Origin of the sequence: Nocardia sp. NPDC050406, from assembly GCF_044459025.1 — a bacterium.
Taxonomy (GTDB): Bacteria; Actinomycetota; Actinomycetes; order Mycobacteriales; family Mycobacteriaceae; genus Nocardia.
On record NZ_JBITIM010000001.1, the window covers coordinates 1,567,924 to 1,589,799 of the forward strand.

At 66.4% G+C, this 21,876-nt stretch carries 21 protein-coding genes and 1 pseudogene; 14 read left to right on the forward strand and 8 right to left on the reverse strand.

Going from position 1 to position 21,876, the window contains the following annotated elements:
- The first annotated feature begins 39 nt into the window (after window positions 1-39).
- From ACIBH2_RS07540 to ACIBH2_RS07550, 3 genes and pseudogenes are all read left to right on the forward strand, one after another.
- Window positions 40-1,134 carry an oxygenase MpaB family protein gene (locus ACIBH2_RS07540; protein WP_397114515.1) on the forward strand — a complete coding sequence of 365 codons (1,095 nt, stop codon included), beginning with the start codon at window positions 40-42 and terminating at the stop codon, window positions 1,132-1,134.
- 14 nt (window positions 1,135-1,148) lie between these two features.
- Window positions 1,149-1,460, forward strand: a pseudogene (gene fdxA / locus ACIBH2_RS07545) (ferredoxin); the annotation flags it as partial.
- A 141-nt stretch (window positions 1,461-1,601) separates the two neighbouring features.
- Window positions 1,602-2,288, forward strand: a complete 687-nt coding sequence (locus ACIBH2_RS07550) for a TetR/AcrR family transcriptional regulator (RefSeq protein ID WP_397114517.1) — start codon at window positions 1,602-1,604, stop codon at window positions 2,286-2,288.
- Window positions 2,289-2,510: 222 nt separating this feature from the next.
- Here the strand turns inward: ACIBH2_RS07550 and ACIBH2_RS07555 are convergent, their stop codons facing one another.
- Window positions 2,511-3,356 (reverse strand): alkylmercury lyase family protein, encoded by an 846-nt coding sequence (locus ACIBH2_RS07555; RefSeq protein ID WP_397114519.1) that lies wholly within the window; start codon window positions 3,354-3,356, stop codon window positions 2,511-2,513.
- 198 nt (window positions 3,357-3,554) lie between these two features.
- Here ACIBH2_RS07555 and ACIBH2_RS07560 point away from each other — a divergent pair, with 198 nt between their 5' ends.
- The gene (locus ACIBH2_RS07560; RefSeq protein WP_397114522.1) at window positions 3,555-4,295 is read left to right on the forward strand and encodes a TetR/AcrR family transcriptional regulator; all 741 of its coding nucleotides are present in this window, start codon (window positions 3,555-3,557) and stop codon (window positions 4,293-4,295) included.
- A gap of 10 nt (window positions 4,296-4,305) precedes the next feature.
- The gene (locus ACIBH2_RS07565) at window positions 4,306-4,938 is read left to right on the forward strand and encodes a maleylpyruvate isomerase family mycothiol-dependent enzyme (RefSeq protein ID WP_397114524.1); all 633 of its coding nucleotides are present in this window, start codon (window positions 4,306-4,308) and stop codon (window positions 4,936-4,938) included.
- 44 nt (window positions 4,939-4,982) lie between these two features.
- Here the strand turns inward: ACIBH2_RS07565 and ACIBH2_RS07570 are convergent, their stop codons facing one another.
- The 7 genes from ACIBH2_RS07570 to ACIBH2_RS07600 all read right to left on the reverse strand — a co-directional run bounded on the left by ACIBH2_RS07570 (window position 4,983) and on the right by ACIBH2_RS07600 (window position 12,405).
- Complete coding sequence (locus ACIBH2_RS07570) at window positions 4,983-5,714, reverse strand: DJ-1/PfpI family protein (protein WP_397114526.1); 732 nt, start codon at window positions 5,712-5,714, stop codon at window positions 4,983-4,985.
- Window positions 5,715-5,755: 41 nt separating this feature from the next.
- Window positions 5,756-6,814 carry an alpha/beta hydrolase gene (locus ACIBH2_RS07575; protein WP_397114528.1) on the reverse strand — a complete coding sequence of 353 codons (1,059 nt, stop codon included), beginning with the start codon at window positions 6,812-6,814 and terminating at the stop codon, window positions 5,756-5,758.
- Entirely contained in the window at window positions 6,811-8,346 is a 1,536-nt protein-coding gene (locus tag ACIBH2_RS07580; protein ID WP_397114530.1) for a flavin-containing monooxygenase, read from the reverse strand. Before ACIBH2_RS07580 ends, ACIBH2_RS07575 begins: the two co-directional genes overlap by 4 nt.
- On the reverse strand, window positions 8,343-9,872 hold the full coding sequence (locus ACIBH2_RS07585; protein WP_397114532.1) for a flavin-containing monooxygenase: 1,530 nt from the start codon (window positions 9,870-9,872) through the stop codon (window positions 8,343-8,345). The genes ACIBH2_RS07580 and ACIBH2_RS07585 overlap by 4 nt, the downstream gene beginning before the upstream one ends.
- Window positions 9,873-9,883: 11 nt before the next feature.
- Entirely contained in the window at window positions 9,884-10,747 is an 864-nt protein-coding gene (locus ACIBH2_RS07590; protein WP_397114534.1) for an SDR family NAD(P)-dependent oxidoreductase, read from the reverse strand.
- Window positions 10,744-11,601, reverse strand: coding sequence for an SDR family NAD(P)-dependent oxidoreductase (locus ACIBH2_RS07595; RefSeq protein ID WP_397114536.1), 858 nt, complete (start codon window positions 11,599-11,601; stop codon window positions 10,744-10,746). Before ACIBH2_RS07595 ends, ACIBH2_RS07590 begins: the two co-directional genes overlap by 4 nt.
- A gap of 174 nt (window positions 11,602-11,775) precedes the next feature.
- Complete coding sequence (locus ACIBH2_RS07600; RefSeq protein ID WP_397114538.1) at window positions 11,776-12,405, reverse strand: TetR/AcrR family transcriptional regulator; 630 nt, start codon at window positions 12,403-12,405, stop codon at window positions 11,776-11,778.
- Window positions 12,406-12,739: 334 nt separating this feature from the next.
- Between ACIBH2_RS07600 and ACIBH2_RS07605 the strand changes: the two genes are divergently transcribed.
- From ACIBH2_RS07605 to ACIBH2_RS07645, 9 genes are read left to right on the forward strand one after another with little or no spacing between them, the layout of a single operon-like run.
- The gene (locus ACIBH2_RS07605) at window positions 12,740-13,933 is read left to right on the forward strand and encodes a saccharopine dehydrogenase NADP-binding domain-containing protein (protein WP_397114540.1); all 1,194 of its coding nucleotides are present in this window, start codon (window positions 12,740-12,742) and stop codon (window positions 13,931-13,933) included.
- A complete protein-coding gene (locus ACIBH2_RS07610; RefSeq protein ID WP_397114542.1) occupies window positions 13,930-14,781 on the forward strand; it encodes an MlaE family ABC transporter permease in 852 nt (283 codons plus the stop codon). Before ACIBH2_RS07605 ends, ACIBH2_RS07610 begins: the two co-directional genes overlap by 4 nt.
- Window positions 14,781-15,647, forward strand: coding sequence for an MlaE family ABC transporter permease (locus tag ACIBH2_RS07615; RefSeq protein WP_397114544.1), 867 nt, complete (start codon window positions 14,781-14,783; stop codon window positions 15,645-15,647). Before ACIBH2_RS07610 ends, ACIBH2_RS07615 begins: the two co-directional genes overlap by 1 nt.
- Before the next feature lie 29 nt (window positions 15,648-15,676).
- On the forward strand, window positions 15,677-16,702 hold the full coding sequence (locus tag ACIBH2_RS07620) for an MlaD family protein (protein ID WP_397114546.1): 1,026 nt from the start codon (window positions 15,677-15,679) through the stop codon (window positions 16,700-16,702).
- Window positions 16,699-17,718, forward strand: a complete 1,020-nt coding sequence (locus ACIBH2_RS07625; RefSeq protein WP_397114548.1) for an MCE family protein — start codon at window positions 16,699-16,701, stop codon at window positions 17,716-17,718. Before ACIBH2_RS07620 ends, ACIBH2_RS07625 begins: the two co-directional genes overlap by 4 nt.
- Window positions 17,706-18,737, forward strand: a complete 1,032-nt coding sequence (locus tag ACIBH2_RS07630) for an MlaD family protein (RefSeq protein WP_397114550.1) — start codon at window positions 17,706-17,708, stop codon at window positions 18,735-18,737. Before ACIBH2_RS07625 ends, ACIBH2_RS07630 begins: the two co-directional genes overlap by 13 nt.
- Before the next feature lie 4 nt (window positions 18,738-18,741).
- On the forward strand, window positions 18,742-19,842 hold the full coding sequence (locus ACIBH2_RS07635) for an MlaD family protein (protein WP_397114552.1): 1,101 nt from the start codon (window positions 18,742-18,744) through the stop codon (window positions 19,840-19,842).
- Window positions 19,839-20,897, forward strand: a complete 1,059-nt coding sequence (locus ACIBH2_RS07640) for an MlaD family protein (RefSeq protein WP_397114554.1) — start codon at window positions 19,839-19,841, stop codon at window positions 20,895-20,897. The genes ACIBH2_RS07635 and ACIBH2_RS07640 overlap by 4 nt, the downstream gene beginning before the upstream one ends.
- On the forward strand, window positions 20,894-21,865 hold the full coding sequence (locus tag ACIBH2_RS07645; protein WP_397114556.1) for an MlaD family protein: 972 nt from the start codon (window positions 20,894-20,896) through the stop codon (window positions 21,863-21,865). The genes ACIBH2_RS07640 and ACIBH2_RS07645 overlap by 4 nt, the downstream gene beginning before the upstream one ends.
- Window positions 21,866-21,876: the final 11 nt, after the last annotated feature.

The window sequence follows — 21,876 nt, forward strand, 5'->3', positions numbered from 1 at the left end:
CAATGTGGCGACGGCCCGCGGGAACGAAGGGGTTCTGGGATGGCAATCAACATGGCCGAGGTTCGCAAGAATTTCGATCAGTACCTGGTCAAGGACACAGAGCGGATGAACGCGGTGCGGCTGGCACCGCGTCCGGACAACGGCTTCTACGGGCCGGGCACGCTCAACTGGGAGTTGGCCGAGGAGACTCCACTGGCCTTCATCCTGGGTATCTACCGCGGCGCGATCGAGGTCTTGTTCGATCCCCAGGTCGCTGAATCGGTCTCGACGCACAGCGTGATGCAGTCCGATACCCTCACCCGCGCCCGCCGCTCGATCATGTTCTTCCAAATGGCCGCGTTCGGCGACTCCGAATCCGCGATTCGTGCCGGTCGCACCCTGTACCGGGTGCATTCGCACATCAACGGCTTCGATCCGATCACCATGCGCGAATACGACGGCACGAGTGTGGAAATGGCGCTGTGGACACACGCGCTGGGGATCGTGGCGATCGCCGATGCCTTCGCCCAGTTCGGCCGACCGCTGAGCAAGGCCGAGAAGGACCGTTTCGCTGCGGAGAATGTGCCCTTCGCGCAATTGGTGGGCGTCGATCCGAAGGATGTGCCGACCACCTTCGAGGGTCTGCGCGAGATCGCGCTGGGCTGGCTGCCGCGTATGGCCTTGGGGCTCAAGGGCACTCGAGATATCGATTTCCTGCTTCGGACGCCGTGGAACTCGCCGGGGGTCATGTCGGTGGCGGGTCCCGCGCTGCGGGTGGTATCCATCGCCATGTCTCGGCACCTGGCACCGGAGTTGCTGGAGATGGCACGGTTCCACCCCTCGAAATTCAGCGTGCGGCTGGCCGAGATCGTCGTGCGGGCGATCGTTCAGGTCCAAGGTAGGGGGCCGCTGCGAGACATTGTGCAGATCGTCAGTCCCGAAGGCTGGGGCATGATGCGTCAGGCGTTCGAGGCCGACCCGAACCTGCCGCTGGCCGCTCCGGAGATCCGTGCGAACGCACATCTGCTCGTCCGTCAGGATGGGCCCGGCAACAAACATTCGGACCTCGAGCACTCACCGTTCGTGCGAGATCAGGCGACCAACACCACGTTGCAGGTCGGCAAGCCGGAGTATCTCCAGTCACACAGCGCCTGAACCGGAATTTCGCCATGGCATACGTGATCGCGGAGCCGTGCGTGGACGTGATGGACAAGGCATGTGTTGCGGAGTGCCCCGTGGACTGCATCTACGAGGGCGGGCGCAAGCTGTACATCCATCCGGACGAATGCATCGATTGCAGTGCGTGCGAGCCGGTCTGCCCGGTGGACGCGATCTTCTACGCCCCGGACCTGCCCGAGCGATGGGCCGAGTACAGCACCGCCAACATCGAGTTCTTCGCCGATCTCGAATCACCCGGCGGTGCGGCCGAGGTCGGTGTGCTCGCCCGGGATGCGGCGTGTGTTTGCGCTGTGGCTCCGCGGACCACGCCGATACCGAGGCGCGAGCCTCCCCCGCCGGTGTGGCGGACTCTGGCCCGCATGGCCCGTCGGCAATGGAACCGGTAATCACTCGCCATCATCGAGCCGACGGGCCTTCCGATGCAGCTTCGCTATCCTCACCGGGTGAGTACAGACGCCGCGCCCGCCCGCAAGCGCGGGCGGCCGCGCGCCACCGCCGCCGAGATCCAAGCGCGCCGGGACAAACTCGTGCACGCCGCCTATGAAGTGTTTCTCGACAAGGGGTATCACGCGACCTCGATCTCGGACATCACCAGCCGGGCAGGTTTGGGCTTCGGCACCTACTACAAGGGTTTCGACAACAAGCGCGAGATCCTGGACCCGGTCATCGATTACGGCGTTGAGCAGATTCTCGGTGACATTCTGGGCGGCGATCTGAGTCCCGCCCCGGCACCGACCTCTGTCGACGACTTCGAAAACCAGCTCCGCGGCATCGGCCACCGTATCCGCGAGGCCTTCGCCGCCCGCCCGCGTCTAGCGAAATTCCTTGTCATGGAAGCGAATACCATCGACGAGGCCGCTAGCGAACGCTGGTATGGCCTGGTCGACCTGGGTGCCACGCTCGTCGCCGCTTACCTCGAACAGGGAATCACCGCCGGAGTCCTTCGCGAAGAGTTCGACACCTCTGAAACCGGGCAAGCCGTGATGGGCACGATCCTCATGGGTGTCGTCCGCGCCGCGCGACACGATAGCTCGGCCGGAATCCCGGCCGCCTACATCGACGCGGTTATCGCACTTGTTCGTGCTGGGGTCAGCCGTGACGAGTGCACACCGAATGGCTCCACGACCTAGTTCTGCGGCATGTGCCGTAGCAGCGCTGACCAATTCAGGCACATTGTGGGGCACGACCTGAACCGCGAACGCGGAGGGCACACTCAGGCTGGTATCCCGTCTGCGTGACTGGGGCAAGATCCGACGTCGACGCGGCGCTGGCGGCTACCTGCTACTCCCCGCCTCGGGTCAGGTCGAAGCCGGGCGTTCACTGCCCTGCCCAGGCCCCTGGAATCGGATCGATCAGCGCAGGTGGAAGCGGAAGTAATAGCCGAGGCCGCGCCGCCGCCAATCACGAACCATCGCCAGTGTGGGGAGCCAAAAGGTGTCGGGACGCGGCAACCTGCCGCGCCGGACACCGACGAGTCCGAAGCGACGCAGGTTGCGGGCGATAACCAGTAGCGGAAAATCGGGCTGGTAGTCGTAGTCCAGTCGACCTTTGCCGAGAAGCTCGGTGATGAGGCGCGACATTTGTTCTGGTGAACGGGTCACGCCTTTGATCGTCGGGTGTTCACGATGCCACTGCTCGGCCGCCTCCTCGGAGGCGAAAAAGCTGTTGAAGTCACACCACCCCACGACGCGGCGCGGCATTTCTCGCATGGGGTAACCCAGGTGCACACGTAACGTTTTCGGGCTGTAGTCCAGCAGAACCCCGTCACGTCCGACCAAGCGCACCGGCTGACCTGTCTGTCTGCATACCGAGTCGACCACCACGTCCGAGCCTGGGAATTGGCCCGATATCGCGCAGGCCTCGACCGCGCATTCGGCGAACCAGCTCTGCTGCCCGTCCACGGTGACCCGGTAGTGGTTGGCGAAGGTCGCGAACGGACGCGCGTAGACGAGCTCGCCCAGCGGCGGCTGCGGAGTGGACAGGGGTTCGTCCTGGAATACGGGGCTGTCCGCGTGTTCCTCGTCTTGGCACGCCACACAGATGGCACCCTCGAGAGCGCGCAGATCGGCGGCGAGTTCCTCGTCGGACAACTGGAATCGGTCGCGCAGTTCCGCCCGTGTCGGTGCGGATCCTTTGTTCCTTACCTGCTCCATGATCGCGGACCTGATATCCCGCGCTCGAGTGGGGAGTTCTGCCATGGTTTTCCTCCGTTGTGATCACTGATCACTTTTCAATCGTTGATCACTAAACCTTCCCTCGAAGGCCAGCATTGTCAACAACCGACCCGCCGTAGCGTTCGTCACGGTCGCCCACCTGGGGTCTATCCGGGTACGGTGTCTGTGATCGGCGATCACTGAGTTATCAGTGCTCGCGAGGAAGCTGGAACAGGAGGATTCATGGCCGCACCGCCCGACGCTCAGCCGCCGACGAGGCGGGCCGAGCGCCGCGCCGCCACAACCGCGGAGATAAAACTGCGGGCTCGCGCGCAGTTGGCGGAAGCGGGAACCGGGGGACTGTCATTGCGAGCCATCGCACGGGAGATGCGCATGGCTCCGGCGGCACTGTTTCGCTACTTCGACTCCCAATCGGCTTTGATCACCGCGCTGTGCGTGGACGCCTACGACGCGATGGCCGACGCCATGGTCGCCGCCCAACCGACGGCCGAGGCGGATCCGGCCGGGCACTGGCGCGCGATCTGCGTGGCGGCACGCGGCTGGGCGCTGGCGAACCCCGGCGAGTTCGCCCTCATCAACGGCACGCCGATCCCGGGGTATCAGGCCGAGCCCGACCAGACCGGTCCGGCGTCCGGGCGGGTGGTGAATGTCCTGGCCAGCGCCTACCTCGCAGCCATCGCGGCGCAGGTCGCCGATCCCGCCGCGACGGATGTACCCGCCCTCTCCGCCGGGCCGCTGCTGATGGGCGATGAGGCGATGCCCGATACGCCCATCCCGGGGGTTCTCATCAATGCGTGGGCGTCGATACTGGGCTTCATCGCCGCAGAGGTCTTCGGCAGTCTGCGCCATCTCATCAACGACGTCGACGCGCTCTATGACAGTCACATCACCACGGTCATGCGAGGCATGGGATACCGGCTCGATCGGACGACGGGCACTCGCCCAATGGACGCCAAGGCTTAGGGAGCTACCAATGAGCAAGCGGGCCACGACAATTGCCAATGTCAGGATGCTGCTGAGCCAGGAACGGCACGACCTCGCGACCCTGTTGGGCTCGCTGTCCGAATCCGACTGGGAGATCGAATCACTATGTGCTGGATGGCGTATCCGCGATGTCGTCGCGCATTTGCTCAACGAGACGACCTCTTTGGCGCACTATGCGTATGAGACTGTGCGCGTTGGTGGTTCGACGGCGAAATTCAACGAACTTTATATCCGGCGAGGTTCCTCACTGAGCACCGCGCAGTTGGTGGAACGCTTCGAATCGACGATCGACCGGGGTGTCGGGTACACCTTCGCGCCCACCATCGCATTGGCGGACCTACTGATCCACCACCAAGACATCCGCCGCCCCCTCGGACGTCCGCGCGATATTCCCGTCGAGCGGCTATCCATGGTCCTGCGGCACCCGGACCCGTTCATCCGCCCCGGTCGGCGAATGCGCGGTTTGCGCTTCGTCGCCACCGACATCGCCTATACCCACGGCGACGGTCCGGAGGTTCGCGGCCCCGGCGAAGCCATCATCATGGCGATCGCGGGACGCGCCGCCGCGCTGGAACAACTCGATGGCCCCGGCGTGGCGATACTGCGGGACCGCCAGGGCTGAACCGGCGAACGGCGCGACGGACGATCGCCGGTCACGGTCGAGCGTCAGTGACGCGTCCGCAATCCCCGGACGCGGTCGATCATATTGGTCCACAACACCTTCGAGATGGCGACCGCTTCCCCGGTAAGCTCCTGACGCGAGATCAACCGCTTGGCGAGCGCGCCAGCACGGGCCTTGGTCGCCGCGCTGGCCTTGCTGAGGCGCCCGCTGTCGAACGGCGGCTGTGGGTCGTACTCGATCAACAGCTGCGCCGCTTCCGCCCGGTCGCGACCCTCGATCTCGCCGTAGAGCCACAGCGCCAGGTCCAACCCCGCCGACACACCGGCAGCGGTGACAATCTTCCCGTCCCGCACGATTCGTTGGTCACCGACCGGCTTCGCGCCGTGGGTTCGCAACAATGGCAACGCGGCCCAATGACTCGTCGCCGACCGCCCCTCGAGCAGCCCGGCCGCGGCGAGCAGCACCGAGCCACTACAGACCGACACCGTCCACGTCGACGTCGCATGCACTTGACGGAGCCAGGCCTGCAGGCGCTCATCTGCGGCGGTCCGCACTGTGGAGGCCATCGACCCACCGACCAAAACCAGATCCGGACTGGGCGTCTCATCGAACGAGTGCGTGGCCGCCAGCACGAGAACGCCGCTATCGGCAACAATCGGCCCCGGTTCATGCCAGACGAACCGCAGCTCAGCACCGGTGATCGTATGCAGCAGCTCATAGGGGCCGATGACGTCCAACGCGGTCATCCCCGGATACACGACAATGGCGATCTGCATTCTGTCCTTCTCTCCGAATATCACGTGTCGTGGGCCGAAGCTCAAGCAGCGTGGTCTCGACCGAGGACAGGCAATGGGTGGTTGCCGACGATGGCGCGATTGAACTCCGCCAACTGCCGAATGGCAGCACGTGCGTCCGGCAGGATGTCGGCACCCGCGTGAAAGACGTGAATCGCCTTGTCCCAGATTTGCAGAGTGCACGGCACCCCCGACTCGGCGCAGCGCCGGACCAACAGTTCGGCATCCGCCAGCAGTACTTCTTGCGCTCCCACCTGGATGAAAACCGGTGGCATGCCGGAGAAGTCGTGGTTCACCGGAGACCAGGCCGCGACGAGAGCACCGTCGCGGGCAAAGCCGGTCAGCGCCGGGATGGAGAGCGAAAACGCTGACAGCAGCGCGTCTTTCGCATTGTTGGGGTGCGCGTGGCGCAGGGCGGGATCCAGGTCGGCCCACGGTGCGATAGTCGCGATGCCGCCGGGCACCGGCAGGCCGCCGTCGCGCGCGGCAAGCGCGGCGGCGAAGGCCAGGCCGCCGCCCGCGGAGTCCCCGGCGAAAACGATCCGCTCGGGCGAGAAGCCCTGCTCGAGCAGATACCGGTAGGCGGTGAGGGCGTCCACGACCGTCTCGGTGATGTGCGCCTTCGGTAGTTGGCGGTAGTCCACGTTCAACAGCGGTACGCCGCTGGCGTTGGCGATGCGCGCCGCGAGTCGGCGATGGCTGTGCAGGCCACCGGTCACGAAACCGCCGCCGTGGAAGTACAGGATCACGCCCTGCCCGGTGTCCTCTGGAGCGGCAATATCCTTGTGCCACAACCATTCCGCTCGGAAATCGGGGAAGCGTAGCGGGCGTCGGCGGGTGCCTCGGGGCGCGCGCAAAGCCACCGTGACCAGCTCGACGGCATTGGCGATCCGGAAGGCTGGCGTGCCCCGCAGCGGTCCGCGCTGTGCCAGGTCGGCCACCTTGTCGAGTGCGGGCCGCAGGGTGGCGCGCGCGAGCGCATGGGAGACGCGCGCCATGACGTCGGCACGGTTGACCAGTTCGATGCTCACCTCGCCGGGTTTCGCCGCAGGGAGGCCGGGACTACCCATCGTGGCGGTCATGCCGGTACTCCTTCGGGCACGGTCGTGTACAGGTAGTCGTCGAGCGGGAACTTTCGGTTTCCGCGCCGGGCCTCGAAGAACCCCGACGGCCGAACATAGGTGGTGTCGCCCTGGGAGTTTCGGTAGTAGGTCGGGACGTGGCCATTGAGGTCGGCCAGGTAATAGCGCAGCGTTTCACCCTGATGGTAGATGCGCCGGTGATACGCGTCGGCGGCTTCCTTGCGGATTTCGCAGATCGCCGCACCCCGGCCGCGCGTCTCGGTGATGGCGCGCACCGCGTGGTCGGAGGTCATCTCGACGAAGGCGTGCCAGCCCGAGCCCGTCCACGAGTAGGGTCCGCACAGCGTCCAACGGTTGGGCAGCCCGTGTACCGAGACGCTCTCGTAGGCTTGCAAGCCCTCTTCGTTGTAGAACTTCGCCAGGTCGAAACCGTTGCGGCCCACCACTGTTCCCGGCCGGTAGGTCTCCGGATCGGAGAACACCTCGTAGCCGGTGGCCAGGATCAGTACGTCGAACTCGTGCTCCACGCCGTCGCGAGTCCGCACTCCGGTCGGGGTGATCGTCTCGATGGAGTCGGTCACCAACGAGACATTGTCGCGGTTGTAGGCCTTCAGGTATCCGTTGGACATGGTCGGCCGCTTGGCGAACAACCCGAAGTTTGGTGTGAGCCGCTCCCGCGTCGCCGGATCCTGGACCACGCGGCTCACATAGCGCCGGTAGGCCGCGATACAGACGGCGTCGAACTGGTCCATCACCGTGTGCACGGTCCGATTTGGCCCCTTCACCACGCCGCGAAGGACCGAGTCGATCACGAGCAGCGCCCCGCCGTGCAAGGCGGCTTGGACACCGGGGACGGCGAGCACCTTCTGCGCCGTGGGCGGAATCCTGAAGTCCGGCTTGGGAATCGACCACACCGGAGTCCGCTGGAAGACGGTGAGCGTGCCGACGTGCGGGGCGATGGACGGGATGATCTGCACCGCACTGGCTCCGGTGCCGATAATGCCAACACGCTTGCCCGCCATGTCGTAGTCGTGATCCCAGTCGGTCGGCCGCTGCACCTTGCCCGCGAACGAGTCGACCCCCGGGATCCCCACCTCGGCCTTGGGCCGCACGAACGCGCCGACCGCGCTGATCAGGAAGCGCGCCGTGACGACCGGCCCCTCGCCGGTGTGCAGCTTCCAGTACCCGCCCTCGTCGTCCCACACCTCCCGTTCGACGTTCGTATCGAAGCGCACGTTCCGATAGAGATCGAATCGGCGCGCCACCTCCATGTGGTATGCCTTCACCTCCGCACCCAGCGGAAAAACCCTGCTCCACTTCGCGTTTCGCGCGAACGAGTACTGGTAGGCCACTGCGGGGATGTCCACCCCCAACCCCGGATAGTGGTTCTCGTGCCAGCTGCCGCCCACCTCGTCGGAGCGCTCGAGAATGACGAAATCCTCGATCCCGGCCTGGCGGAGCTTGACGCCCGCGGCGATGCCGCCCGGACCGGCTCCGATGACGGCGACCTCGTACTGCGGTGGGTTGTTCATGCGCTCGCGCCTCCGATCAGCCGCGCCGCCGTCCGGGTGAACCGGTAGTCCGACAGCGGGAAATGTTTGTTCGCCCAGCGCATCTCCACGCCGCTGGACGGGCGGTAAGCGGCCGGGTCTCCGTGGTGGTTGAGGTAGTAGGTGTTGGAGCCGTGGCAGGCCGAGGTGACCAAGGGCGTGCGGGCAACACGGCGCTGCATATCCTCGAAGTAGCGGTCATGCGGTTCCTGCCGGACCTCCGCACGGGTGGCCCCGCGTCGCATGGCTTCGGTGATCACCCGGATCGCGTGCTTGCCGGTCGATTCGATGAGCACCAGATAGGAGCCGGGCGCATAGGCATAGGGGCCGATGACCAGGAACATGTTCGGGAACCTGGGCACCGTGACACCCTGGTACGCCTGGTAGCGGTTGCGCTCCCAGTAGTCGTTCAAATCCTGACCGTCGCGTCCCAGCGCCGGGAACGGCGGTGTGGCTCCCTTCGCCATCACCTTGAATCCGGTGGCGCAGACCAGCACATCGATCTCGTGTTCGGTGCCGTCGCCGGTGACCACCGCATCGGCGGTGACCTTGTCGATCGGATCGGTGACCAGATCCACGTGCGGCAGGTTGTAGGTCTTGAAGTACTCGTTGTGCATCGACGGGCGCTTGCACCCGAGCAGATACTTCGGGGTGAGCTCGCGGCGCGTGCGCGGATCCTTGATCTGGGTGCGCATCCACAGCTTCAACGCGGTCTCCGCCGCCCGAATCAGCGGCATCATCGCGCGCCCGTGCACCATTCCCGCGCCCACGCCGATCTCGACGCCGACCATGCCGATGCCGCGCAGTGGATTTCGCAGCAACCGGCTGCCGAGGACGGCCTTGGTGACCGGGCCCGCCTTCCAATCCGGTTTGGGTGCGACCCAGATGGGGGTGCGCTGGAACACCGTCAACTGTGCGGCCGTCTTCGCGATCTCCGGAATCAGTTGCAGCGCACTGGCTCCGGTACCGATCACACCGACGCGCTTACCGCGTAGATCCACACTGTGATCCCAGGCGGCGGTGTGCAGAACGGTGCCGGAGAAACCGTCGATGCCCGCGATATCGGGCAGGTTCGGCACTTCCAGGCCACCGACGCCCGCGATCACGAAACGCGCGGTGAGCTCTCCGGAGTCGGTGCTCACGTGCCACACGTCGGTCGCCTCGTCGAACCGGCAGCCGGTCACCGCCGTACGCAACCGCAGCTTCGACCGCAGGCCGTGGGCGTCGACGACCTCCTCGGCATAGGACTGGATCTCGTGGCCGGGTGCGAACAACCGCGACCAGTCGCCCTTCTGGTGGTAGCTGAACTGATAGATGAACGACGGAATGTCCACCGCGACACCGGGATAGTGATTGGCGTTCCAGGTGCCGCCGACCTTGTCCCACTTGTCGACGATGACGAAATTCTCGATTCCGGCCTTGCGCAGCTGCACACCGGCATTGATGCCGCCGAAGCCCGCGCCGATCACCACGACGTCGAATTCGGGGGCATCGGGGGTGGATGTCATTGCTGTTTCCCTCATTTGCCCGTCACCCCGGCCAGTAGCGACCGCGCCGTCGGGATCAGCGCTTCCAGACGATCGAACGACACCCGGCTGAGCACCTCGCGAGTCAGACTGGGCGACAACCGGAACAGGCCGTACAGCGCCCACGCCTCGACATTGACCGGCACGATGGCCCAGTTGTGGCGCACCGCGCGCTCGATAACCCGCGCAACCTTGTCCGGACCACCGAAGGCGTACTTCTGCATGCCACCCGCCTCGGCCCGCCATCGCTCGGCGTCAGTCTCGGAGAGGCCGGACCGCTGCCCGTTGGCGACCAGATCCGTACGAATCGCTCCGGGCAGGATGGCAGTCACACCGATACCGTGTCGACGCAGCTCGACCCGCAGCGCCTGACTCGCCATCAGTACCGCCGATTTCGCCACGCCATAGGCGGGCTCCAGCGGGGAGGGAAAGCAGGCCGCCATCGAGGACAGATTGACGATGTGCCCGCGCACCCCGTGGTCGATCATCTGCTGGGCGAACACTTTCGAGCCGTAGATGACGCTCATGAGGTCGATGTCGATCTCGCGCTGCCACTGTGCGGCGTTCGTCTCGACGAAACCGCCGAGGTCCATGACACCGGCATTGTTGACCAGCACGTGCGCGGGACCGAACTCGGCGAACACCCACTCGGCGAAATCGTTCCACTGCTCCTCGCTGGAGACGTCCAGCCGCCGAGCCACCGCGAGGCCGCCCGCCTCGGCGATCTCCTCGGCCGCACCGCGCGCGCCAATCTCGTCGATATCGGCGATGACGACTCGGTTCCCTTTGCGCGCGAAGAGCTTTGCGGTTTCCCGCCCGATTCCGGCAGCGCCGCCGGTCACGATCACGGTCCTCATCGCACACCGCCCAGCAGCTTGTGTGCCCGGTCGGTGAGGGTGTCGGCGAGCGACATCGTCAGCAGCCCGGTCACGCCGCGGACCAGCGAGGGAGAGAGCCGGTAGGCGTACCAGCCCAGCCACGCCTCGAGTCCCACCGGCACGGTGGACAGATTCCAGCGCACCGCACGCTCGATCGCGGCGGCCACCCGATCGGGTGAACGGCCCAAATACTGGTGCACGCCGCCCAACTTGGCGGCCCAGTCCGCGCTGCCCTTCTCATCCCCTCCCCCGCGACTGCCATTGGCGGCCAGATTGGTGCGGATCAATCCGGGACAGATCGCGCTGACACCGATGCCCTGCTTGCCGAATTCGGCTCGCAAGGCTTGAGTGCCGAACCAGGCTCCGGCCTTCGCGGTGACATACGACGGCCCGACCGGTGTTGGCAGGAAGGCTCCGACCGAGCACACATTGACGATGTGTCCAGCCACCGCGGCCTCGGTCATCCTCTGGACGAACAGGCGCGAACCGATCAGCGGGCTCATCATGTTGATCGCGATCATCCGACGCCAGTCCGCGGTCGTCTGCTCCAGAAACCCGCCACCGATCAGGATCCCGGCATTGTTGACCAGGACGTCGGGGACGCCGTATTCGGCACAGACCCAGTCGGTGAAGTTCTCCCAGTCGGCGACATCGGCGACGTCGAGCCGCCGGAACACCGCTCGGCCACAGGCACCGGCGACCAGCTCGACCGTTTCCTTGCCGGTCCGCTCATCGATATCGGCCACGATCACCGTCGAGCCTCTGCGTGCGAAGCGCAGGGCGGTCGCCCGCCCAATGCCGCTCCCGGCTCCCGTCACCACTGTCACCGACACGGTCGGCACCCCCATCGAACCGGGGGTTGGGTGGGCTCATCGGTCATGATCGACTCCCTTGTCGGTCCACATGCCTCGTAGAACCAGAGAGTAAGACAATTTAGATTGCGCCGCAATCCCAAATTCGAGCATGGGAGGACTGCGCCAACCACTCAGATGGGATGAGTCGAAAGCTCAGACCGTCGCGTCGCCGGTGGCGAGGTCCGCCAGCCACAGCCGGGCCGTGCGAATCAGCAATTCACCGGCCTCATGACTGTCGACCACGCCGAGCGTGCGCCCCAGCGCCACGCCGACACCGGTCGAGAGCAGGGCGTTCATCACCAGCTCACGCTGCGCGGCGGACACCCCGGATGGAAGAGAAGTCAACAACGCCGCCCCGAGCATGTTGCGCGCCATCTCGATATGCCCCTGCGAGACAGCGAGTTGGACGGGATTCTTGTGGATTGCCAGGGCGTACTCCGCCGCCAGCGCGATCGTGCTCTCGTCGTCGATCAGCTCTTTCCACCAATCGACCAGCGAATCCAGCTGCCGATCCAGCGCACCCGGCGATCCGGCCATCTTGCCGAGGAGCGCGGTGAATGTGCGCATGTAGCACCGCAACAGCACCTCTGCGCAGAGGTTTTCCTTGCTGTCGAAATTGGCATAGATCGCGCCTTGGGTGCGACCGGCTGCCGCGGCGATCTTGGCGACCGTGGTGCCGTGCAGGCCGTAGGTCAGGAAGAGGTCCTCGGCCGCGTTCAGCACTTCCTCTCGGGTGCGCTGCTGAGACTCTGCGCGGCTCATCCGCGCACGTCCGCCCGCCATGACGCACCGTCCCCTCGAACTTCGGCCGATCGATTGTGTCGCCGCCGATTCTAACCGCGACGAGCCGGGCCGAATGCGGCCGCCACCAAGGATGCCTTGCGGTCCGCATTCAAATAGCAATACTATCCAGCAACTGTTGCTACATGAATCGCTGCTCGGTGCCGTCCCACCCCGACGAACTGCCCGGCGGGTTCACATCGAATGAGGGACACTATATGACCCAGGTTTACTTTGTGTCCTGTATTCATTAATCTCCTCCACAGACACCGAGGGTGATGTGGACCACTACCGCCCGTTCAGGGTGTCGATCGACGTAGTACTGCGGGAGGAACCGGTGTCACAGATTTACTTGCTCGGAGCGACCGGCTATACCGGCTCCCGAACTCTCGGTGCCCTCGCCGACGAGCGTGCCGACAATGTCGTGCTCGTCGGCCGAAATCCGGAGCGCATGCGGGAGCGCGCTCGCGCGTCGGCGCTGGAGTGTGAGGTCGTCGCGGCCGATGTCTCGGTTCCGGGTGCCCTCGATGATCTGGTGCGCAGTGACGATGTGGTCATCTCGACGGTCGGGCCTTTCCAGCGGCTCGGTCGGGAGGTCGCCCGGTCGGCGGCGAAAGCCGGTGCGATCTATCTGGATTCGACCGGTGAGCCGCCGTTCATCGAGTGGATGTTTCGCACGCTGGGGCCGGTTGCCACCGAGAACGGCGCGGTGATGATTCCCGCGTTCGGCTACGACTTCGTCCCTGGACACATCGCGGCGGCGGCAGCGCTGGACAGCGCGGGACCGGCCGCGGTCGCGGTGGAGATCGGGTACTTTCTCGCGCCCGGTCTCCCCGGCACACCGGGACGCGACCGGATTCCGACGCTGCGACAGTTGGTGGACCTGACCACCCCCGGGACCAGGGCGTCACTGACCGGTGTCGTGGCCGAGCCGTCGTTCGCGTTCCGCAAGGCCCCCGGCGATTCGTACGGCCTGCGGACTGCCGCCAGCGGAGAGCGCCTGCTGCGGTTCGTGATCGACGGGACCGAACGCACGGCGATGACCATCGGAGGGTCCGAACATTTCGGGCTGCCCGATGTGTACGGCAACCTCGAGCGCGTTGACGTCGGACTCGGTTGGTTCGGTGCCGCCACGCCCGCCATTCAGCGAATCACCGCGGTCGGCGGGGCCGCGCTGCGCTCGCGGGCGGCGGTGTCGGCGACGAAATGGCTCGCCGAACACCTGCCGTGGCAGGGCACCATGCCGTCGCTCCCCGGCCGCACCCTCGTGGCCGCCAATGCGATCGACGCCGACGGTACGACGTCGGCCACGGCTGTGGTAGAGGGGCCGGAGCCTTACGAGTTCACCGCCCGCCTGCTGGCGGTCGCCGCCACGTCGCTCACCGCCCGACCGCCCGAGGTCAGTGGCGTACACGGGCCACTGGCCGCGTTCGGAAGCGCGGTGCTGCGCGGGTTCACCGAGCGTGCCGGTCTCCGGCAGCTCACCCCGCCGATCCGGGCGGCCGAGAACTCGAAGGGCTCACCACGATGACCCGGGCACGGCTGTCACCTCCGAACGACGGGAAAGAGATCGCCCGCCTGGCTGCGGCGAACCTGTCCGGCACGGCGCGCTCGAGCCTGCGCACGTTCGGGCGCGTGGTCATGCTGGCCGCCGAGACCGCGCGCGGTGCGGTGACAGACGTGGTCTCCGGGCGTTTCCAGTGGCGTGAAACCCTCACGCAGACTTGGTATCTGATCACGGTCACCGCGGTGCCCGCCGTCCTGATGGCGGTTCCGTTCGGCGTGGTCGTCTCGATCCAGGTAGGCAATCTGATCCATCAGCTCGGTGCCGATTCGCTGATCGGCGCGGCCGGTGGACTCGGGGTGATCCAGCAGGGCGCGCCGATCGCCACCGGACTGCTGCTCGGCGGTGCGGGTGCGTCGGCGATCGCCGCGGATCTGGGCGCGCGGACCATTCGCGACGAAATCGATGCGCTTCGGGTGATGGGGATCAGCCCGGTGCATCGATTGGTCATTCCGCGCGCGGTGGCGATGCTGCTGGTGGCACCGCTGCTCAACGTGTTGATCATCTTCGTCGGGGTGCTGGCCGGGTATGTGGTGGCCATTGGCGCGCAGGGCGTTACGCCGGGCAGTTACTGGGCGACCTTCGGGGCGTTCACCTCGCTCACCGATATCTGGATCTCGCTGGCCAAGGCCCTGCTGTTCGGTTTCATCGTGGTGATCGTGGCGTGCCAGCGCGGATTGGAAGCCGGAGGCGGCCCGAGGGGTGTCGCCGACGGAGTCAATGCCGCGGTGGTGCTGTCGGTCGCGGGGATCATCGTGGTCAATCTGGTGATCACCCAGGTGGTCACCATGTTCCTGCCGGTCCAGGTGGCATGATGACAGTCGCTCCTTACCGCCCGAAGGGCACCCGCTGGGCATCGCGCCTGGTCGCGGCACGCGGCGGCGTCTTCGCGCCGATCGACAGCCTCGGCTTCGCCCTGCGCTTCACCGGTCAGTCGCTGGCGGCGATACCGCTGACCCTGCGCCGCTACCGGGGCGAGACACTGCGCACCATCACCGATATGACTTGGGGCCGTGGGTCTTTCATCGTCGGCGGCGGTGCGGTTCCCATGCTGGTGGTGCTCGGCATCGCGATGGGCGCGGCCACCGGCATCCAGGCCTTCGCCGTCCTGGATCTGATCGGGCTGGGCCCGGTGACCGGGGTGGTGTCGGCGTTCGCCAATACGCGGGAACTCGCGCCGATCGTTGCCGCGATCGGGTTCGCGGCCCAGGCGGGCTGCCGGATGACCGCCGAGATCGGGTCCATGCGCATCTCGGAGGAGATCGACGCGCTGGAATCGCTTGGCCTGCGGTCGATTCCATTCGTGGTCACCACCCGCATCATCGGCGGCGCGGTCGCGATCGTGCCGACCTTCCTGATCGCGCTCATCTTGTCGTACTTCTCGTGCTCGGCGGTGGTGGTGCTGCTGCACGGGCAGGCCGGTGGGGTCTACGACCACTACTTCTTCCAATTCACCAGCGGCTACGACGTTTTCGCCGCAGTGCTGAAGATTCTGGTGTTCGGTGTCGCGGTCATTCTCATCCACTGCTACTACGGGTTCTTCGCCACCGGCGGCCCGGAGGGCGTCGGGGTCGCGTCCGGGCGGGCGGTTCGTGCCAGCTTCGTCGCGATCATCGTGCTCGACATGGTGCTCACCATGGCGCTGTGGGGTGTCAACTCCGCGATCGAATTCACGGGGTGAGGGCGATGCCGCAATTCAGTCTTCCCGGAGTGAACATCAGCCATCTCGGTGCGCGCTTGACCGGCCTCGTCGCGGTCGTCCTGGCCGTGTGCACCGGTGTCGCGGTGACCGTCGTCGGGCAGCAGGACCGATCCGACGGCCTGCGGCTGCAGTTGCGCACCGACCAGGTCGGCGACGGCGTCACAGCCGGGACGCACGTGATCTTCGATGGCGTCGATGTCGGCCGGGTGACCGCGGTGGACCCCGCCGCGAACGGCCGTCAGCTGGTGAGCGTGGAACTCGACCGCGCGCAGGTCACGGGGCTCACCGACACCGTGCAGTTGGAGTACGCGGCACGGAATCTGTTCGGAATCACCGCTGTCGCACTGCGTTCGGGCAATGGCGGGCAGGCGTTGCGGGACGGTTCGATCCTGGATCTGACCGGTCGCACCGCCGACGCCACGATGGGGACGCTGTTGCGGTCGCTCACCGAAACCTCCGACAAGGTCTTCACGCCGGAGCTGACCGCGATGCTCACTCGAATCAGCGCCGACCTGCGGGCGTTCACACCGATCCTGCGGGCCATGATCGACCTCGGCCGCACCGTCGCGGATACCCAGAGGTACGCGTCGTCCTATCTGATCGACCAGTACGCCCAACTCCTCGACGGCACCGGGCAGTTCGCGTCATCGACCTTCGTACTGCTACACAACGTCCTAGAGATCGAACCCTTCGTCACCGACCGTCCCGGGTACGACGCGGGCGTCGCCATGATCAACGACGAGCTGTTTCCCGGCATCGCGTCCACGCTCCACACCGCACACACCCAACTCGGCGGCTACGCCGATCTCGCCGCGCCGCTACTGGCCGCCATCGCCGCGACCGTCACCGCGCCGCAACGCTCCCAGGCCGAATTGACCGAATTGCTGAGCCGCCTCGACCGGCTCTTCGCCGATACCCCACAGGGACCGCGACTCCAGGTCTCGATCGGTCTGCGTGGCCTGCCCGGTCTCGGCGTCCCGCTGCTCGGGCAGTCGGCCTTCGCCGCATTGACCGCCCCGGAGGGACCTCGATGAAACCGACCACCGTGCCCGGGGTGCTGTGGCGGCTGGCGCTGTTCGGCACCGTGATCGTGGTGCTGCTGATCGTCATCGTCACGGCCATCACCCGTCCCCTCGGCACCGACACCGAGGACTATCGCGCCCAGTTCAGCGATGTCAGCGGCCTGCGCGTCGGCAGCGACGTGCGCATGTACGGCGTGCCGGTCGGCAAGGTCGAGGCGATCGACCTCGCCGCGGCCACCGCGGTCGTCCGGTTCACCGTGGACCGGGACCGCCCGCTCTACGCCGACACCGTGCCCGCCATCCGCTATCAGTCGCTGACCGGGCAGCGCTATATCGATCTGCGCCAACCCGATAAGCCCGGCGAACCGCTCGCGCCGGGCACGCTGGTCACCCTCGACAAGACCATCCCGTCCTTCGACATCACCGCACTGTTCAACGGTCTGCAACCGGTGCTGCGCGAGTTCTCCCCGGAGGCGCTCAACAAGTTCAGCGAATCGGCGCTGGCGGTGATTCAGGGCGATGGCAACGGCATCGGCCCGGCGCTGGACGCGTTCGAGCGCATGAGCCAATACGTCAGCGACCGCCAGACCGTACTGTCGGCCATCGTCGCCAATTTGCAGGGCATCGACCAGCAGATCGGCGGGCGCTCACCGTATTTGACGGTGCTGTTGCGCGGGCTCGCTGACGTCTTCAGCGTCTTCCGCGAAAAGCTCGACGGTCTCATTCGACTCGCCGCTGTCTCGCCCTCGACGCTGGCTCCGCTCAACAGTCTGCTCGCCACCCTCGGATTCACCGAGGACAGCAACCCCACCCTGGACAACACGCTGCGACGACTGTTCCCCGACCCGAACCAGGCCCTCGACGTGCTGGGCAAATTGCCCGGCCTGCTGCAAAACCTGGCCAATCTCCTCCCCGCACCGGGGACCGCCGGACAGGTGGATCTCACCTGCTCCAAGGGCGCGGCCGAATTGCCGACCCCGGTCGCCGTACTCGTCAGCGGACAAAGGATCTCGGTATGCCGCAACTGAATTCACGGCGGTCCGAGCGCAAGGCCCAGCCCGCCCATCACCCGGACCGGATCGCGCGACGCGAACTGCGCTGGGGTCTGTACGGCGCACTGGCCGTCGCCGCCATGCTGGTCGCGGCCGCCGTCCTGCACTTCGTGCCGTTCGGGAAAGCCACCTACACCGCCGACCTCGCCGAGGCCCGCACGGTGCAAACCGGGGACGAGATCCGGGTGGCCGGGGTGCGCGTGGGCACCGTGTCGGGGCTGGAGCTGCGCGAGGACCGGGTGCGGATGGAATTCACCATCGACCGCTCCGTATTCCTCGGCGACCAAACAACTTTGGATGTGCGCATGCTCACCGCGGTCGGCGGGCACTATATCGCGGCGCATCCGGCTGGAGACAAGCCTCTGGGTTCTACGACCATCCCGATGGACCGGGTGCGGCTGCCCTACAGCCTCGTGCGCACGCTCCAGGACGCGGCGGCACCGATCGACAAGATCGACGGCGCGACCCTGCGCGAGAACTTCGCCGCCATGCAGGACTCGCTCACCGCGAGCCCGGAGGCGTTGCGGCGCATGGGAACCGCCATGCTGGACTTCGTCGGGATACTGGAGCGCCAGAACGACGATATCTCCCGCGCGCTCACGGTCAGCACCGAATACCTGCGCAATATCTCCGACAACAAGTCGCTGCTGGGCACCTTCGTGCGCCAGGTCGGCATGCTGGAAACCCTGGGCTTGAGCAAACAAGCCGAGATCGAGGAGACGATTCGGGTCCTGGGTGAGCTGCTCGCCCGCCTCGCCGCGTTGGAGCCGGTGTGGCGTGAGCGCCTCGAACCGATGGTCGACGCACTGCACCGAACACTGCCTCAGCTGAAGGACATCGGTGCCCGATTGCTGGCCGTCCAGAACGGATTCACCGACTTGCGCGAACGCCTGACCGCGGCGGTCACCCCCGCCGACGGCGTCACCGTCGACCAGTCCGCGCTCGTCGCGGACGCACCCGAATTCTGTATCCCGGTCCCCGGACGGGGGTGCTGAGGCAGTGAAACGCCTGGTCTCCTCGCAAGGGTTCGTCACCGCGTTCGGGGTCGCGCTCGTCACGCTGCTCGCCATCGCCGGATACCTCGTGGTCGCCGACCCGACCCGGCCCACCCTCACCTACTGCGCCGATATGCCCGATGCGGTCGGCCTGTACCCGGGCAACCACGTCACCAAGCTCGGCATGCCGGTCGGTGAGATCGTCACCGTCACACCGCGCGACGGCCGCGCTCGTGTCGAATTCACCGTCGACGCCGATCATCGCCTGCGCGGTGATGTGCTGGCGACCAGTGTGTCGGACACCCTGGTCGCCGATCGAGAGCTCGAGGTGCTCGGGGAGATCGGACCGAAACCGGACTGGCAGCTCGGCACCTGCATCACCAATACGTTCACGCCGAAGAGCATCAGCGAAACCCTGCATGCCTTCACCGGTTTGGCCGATCAGCTCAACGGCGGGGGCGAGGCGGGCGAGCGGAATCGGTTGCGGGACGGTGTACAGGCCTTCGCCGAGGCCACCTCCGGGACCGGGCCCCGGCTCAACCAGGTGATCCGGGATCTGGCCTCCGCGCTGAAGCAACCCGATGCCGCCATCGGCAATATCGGTGCCCTCATCGACTCCTTCGCCGCCATCTCCGCCAGCGTCGCGATCAACTGGGCCGATATCGAGACCATGGTCACCCAGGCGGCACCGGGCATCAGCCTCGTCAACGAGATCTGGGACGGCGTGGTGCAGATCGTGCGATCGCTGACGGTCCTACTCCCCTGGCTCAACAACCTCTCGCTGAAGTACGGGCGCGACATCCTCAACGGACTCGACGAACTGGTGCCCTACACCAAGCTGCTGGCGGCCAATATCGGTGGCCTGCAACAACTTCTGGAGATGCTCCCGGTATTCACCGGGGCCTTCGAGCGCTTGGTCGACCCCGACACCGGCGCAGCCCGTGTCACCTGGTCGCCGCCGCGGGTCGCGTTGCCGCAGGACCGGGCCGACGCGCTGTGCGCCGCCGTCCAGGCCGCCACGCCCGGTCGCTGCCCCGATGCGAGCAATGGCCTGTCGGGCACCGATCTCGTTCCCTTCGTCCTCGGATTGGCCGGTGCCCGATGACTGCTCCGCACACTCGTCCGGGCCTGCGTCGCAAGGCATTCGCCCTGCTGACGGCCGCCGCCGTGAGCACCGCCTCCGGCTGCGCCCTGGATCCCGCCAAACTTCCGGTCCCGGGAGCCGCGGTGTCCGGGCCGACCTATCCGCTGCGTATCCAGTTCGCCAATGCGTTGAACCTGCCCGCGCAGGCCAAGGTCGTCGCGAACGGGGCGAAGGTCGGCAGTCTGCGGTCGGTCCGCATTGTCGACCCGACCGCCGACAGCCCGGGCTATGTCGAGGCCGTCGTCGATATCGCCGAGGATGTGCGCCTGCCCGCCGCCACCACCGCGCAACTGCGGCAGGCCACCATCCTCGGTGATATCTACATCGCGCTAAGCCCGCCCGAATCCGGTGCGCCGCTGGCCGCGGACGCCACCATCCCCGTCGGCCAGACCAAACCGCCGCTCCAGGTCGAGGATCTGCTGCTCGGGCTCTCCTCCTTCGTGGGCGGCGGTGCGCTGCACCAGGTTCAGCAGATCATCGACCAGACCAATGCCGCGCTGCCCGACGACCCGGCCGATACCGCGCGCATCGCCGAGACCCTCGGCCGCGATGTGGACGACATCAGTGTTCATCTCGACGGTGTCGACCGGCTTCTCGACGGTCTGCAAGCCAATCTCTCGGCGGTGCTCGACAATCGGGACGCACTCGAGGTGCTGCTCAGTGAACGCGGCGCGACCGAGATTCCCGCCGATGCCAATTCGCTCGCGCAGACCCTGGGCATCGTCGGCAGTCTCAGCGTGATCGCCGATGCGTTGGTGTGGTTGGGTCCGCTCATCCAGGCCGGTGACAGTGCCGCGAAAGCCTTCGTGCCCATGCTGTTCGCCGCCAACCCCTTGGACCTCGACGCGCCATCGAACCTCAATCGGCTCGTCGCCCTGTTGCACGACAAGGTGATTCCGTTCGCCGCGAACCCCGCGGTCGACATCACCTCGGTCACCACCGAATCCGCTGGCGGCCAAGACAATCAGGTCGACGCCATGGTGGACGCGCTGCGCATGATCGGAATGGTGCGATGAAGCCGACCGCCGCGGCCTCCCTGGCCAGTATTGTCGTCCTACTCGTGGTGGGCGGCACATATCTTCTGTTCGGCGTCGTCCGGGTGGGATGGGGCACCGACACCCTCTCCGCCACCCTGAACGTGCCCGACTCCGCCGGTCTCGTCGCCGATTCCAAGGTGTTGCTTTCCGGTATCGAGGTCGGCCGGGTGACCTCGGTGGCGCATACCGCCACCGACGTGCGGGTCGATATGACGATCCGCACCGAGTATCCGATTCCGACCTCGAGCATCGTCCGCATCGAAGCGCTGTCCGCGCTCGGCGAACCGTACCTGGACTTTCGCCCGCCCAATGGCGACGGCCCCTACCTGCGCGACGGGCAGACCATCGACGCCGCCGCCGTCGAGGCTCCGGCCTCGGTCCCCGAGGTGGCCGCGGCGACCACGGACCTGCTGCGCCAGGTCGATCCGACGGCGCTGGCGTCGATCGTGGACACCTTCTCCGCCGCGCTCGCCGGAACCGAGACCCTCACCCCCGGCATCGCCCGCGCCACCGATCTGCTCGCCGCGACACTGCTCAGCCGCAGTGCCGTCCTGCACCAACTGCTCACCGATCTCCAAGCGCACGCGACGCGCCTCGGTGCCATCGGCGCGGCCATGGGTGACGCCGCGCAGCCCTGGCAGGACTTCGGGCCCAAGGTCTCCGAGGTCGCCACCACCTTGGCGGGCATGATCCGCGCCGGAAACATGCCCGAGGGGTTCCGTATCGACGACGAGACCCGTGTCGGCCTGACCCCGTTCCTCGACCAGCTCTCCGACAAGCTCGACGCCGTCGGCCCGGAGCTGAAACCGCTGCTCCCGCTGCTGAAACCGTTGGCCGACACCGCGACCGGCACCGCCGCGCAGCTCGATCTGAGCGCACTGATCAGCCAGGCCCTGCATGCCACCAGTCCCGACGGCACGCTGCGCCTGCAATTGACCGTCAAGTAACCCACCCGAAA

What these genes read in the sequence shown, in the direction of transcription:
- ACIBH2_RS07565 (WP_397114524.1), top strand. Translation starts at nt 4,306, where the DNA reads ATGAGCAAGCGGGCCACGACAATTGCCAATGTCAGGATGCTGCTGAGC.
- ACIBH2_RS07585 (WP_397114532.1), bottom strand. Translation starts at nt 9,872, where the DNA reads ATGACATCCACCCCCGATGCCCCCGAATTCGACGTCGTGGTGATCGGC.
- ACIBH2_RS07555 (WP_397114519.1), bottom strand. Translation starts at nt 3,356, where the DNA reads ATGGCAGAACTCCCCACTCGAGCGCGGGATATCAGGTCCGCGATCATG.
- ACIBH2_RS07575 (WP_397114528.1), bottom strand. Translation starts at nt 6,814, where the DNA reads ATGACCGCCACGATGGGTAGTCCCGGCCTCCCTGCGGCGAAACCCGGC.
- ACIBH2_RS07560 (WP_397114522.1), top strand. Translation starts at nt 3,555, where the DNA reads ATGGCCGCACCGCCCGACGCTCAGCCGCCGACGAGGCGGGCCGAGCGC.
- ACIBH2_RS07540 (WP_397114515.1), top strand. Translation starts at nt 40, where the DNA reads ATGGCAATCAACATGGCCGAGGTTCGCAAGAATTTCGATCAGTACCTG.
- ACIBH2_RS07600 (WP_397114538.1), bottom strand. Translation starts at nt 12,405, where the DNA reads ATGGCGGGCGGACGTGCGCGGATGAGCCGCGCAGAGTCTCAGCAGCGC.
- ACIBH2_RS07610 (WP_397114542.1), top strand. Translation starts at nt 13,930, where the DNA reads ATGACCCGGGCACGGCTGTCACCTCCGAACGACGGGAAAGAGATCGCC.
- ACIBH2_RS07590 (WP_397114534.1), bottom strand. Translation starts at nt 10,747, where the DNA reads ATGAGGACCGTGATCGTGACCGGCGGCGCTGCCGGAATCGGGCGGGAA.
- ACIBH2_RS07625 (WP_397114548.1), top strand. Translation starts at nt 16,699, where the DNA reads ATGAAACCGACCACCGTGCCCGGGGTGCTGTGGCGGCTGGCGCTGTTC.
- ACIBH2_RS07615 (WP_397114544.1), top strand. Translation starts at nt 14,781, where the DNA reads ATGACAGTCGCTCCTTACCGCCCGAAGGGCACCCGCTGGGCATCGCGC.
- ACIBH2_RS07580 (WP_397114530.1), bottom strand. Translation starts at nt 8,346, where the DNA reads ATGAACAACCCACCGCAGTACGAGGTCGCCGTCATCGGAGCCGGTCCG.
- ACIBH2_RS07630 (WP_397114550.1), top strand. Translation starts at nt 17,706, where the DNA reads ATGCCGCAACTGAATTCACGGCGGTCCGAGCGCAAGGCCCAGCCCGCC.
- ACIBH2_RS07640 (WP_397114554.1), top strand. Translation starts at nt 19,839, where the DNA reads ATGACTGCTCCGCACACTCGTCCGGGCCTGCGTCGCAAGGCATTCGCC.
- ACIBH2_RS07570 (WP_397114526.1), bottom strand. Translation starts at nt 5,714, where the DNA reads ATGCAGATCGCCATTGTCGTGTATCCGGGGATGACCGCGTTGGACGTC.
- ACIBH2_RS07645 (WP_397114556.1), top strand. Translation starts at nt 20,894, where the DNA reads ATGAAGCCGACCGCCGCGGCCTCCCTGGCCAGTATTGTCGTCCTACTC.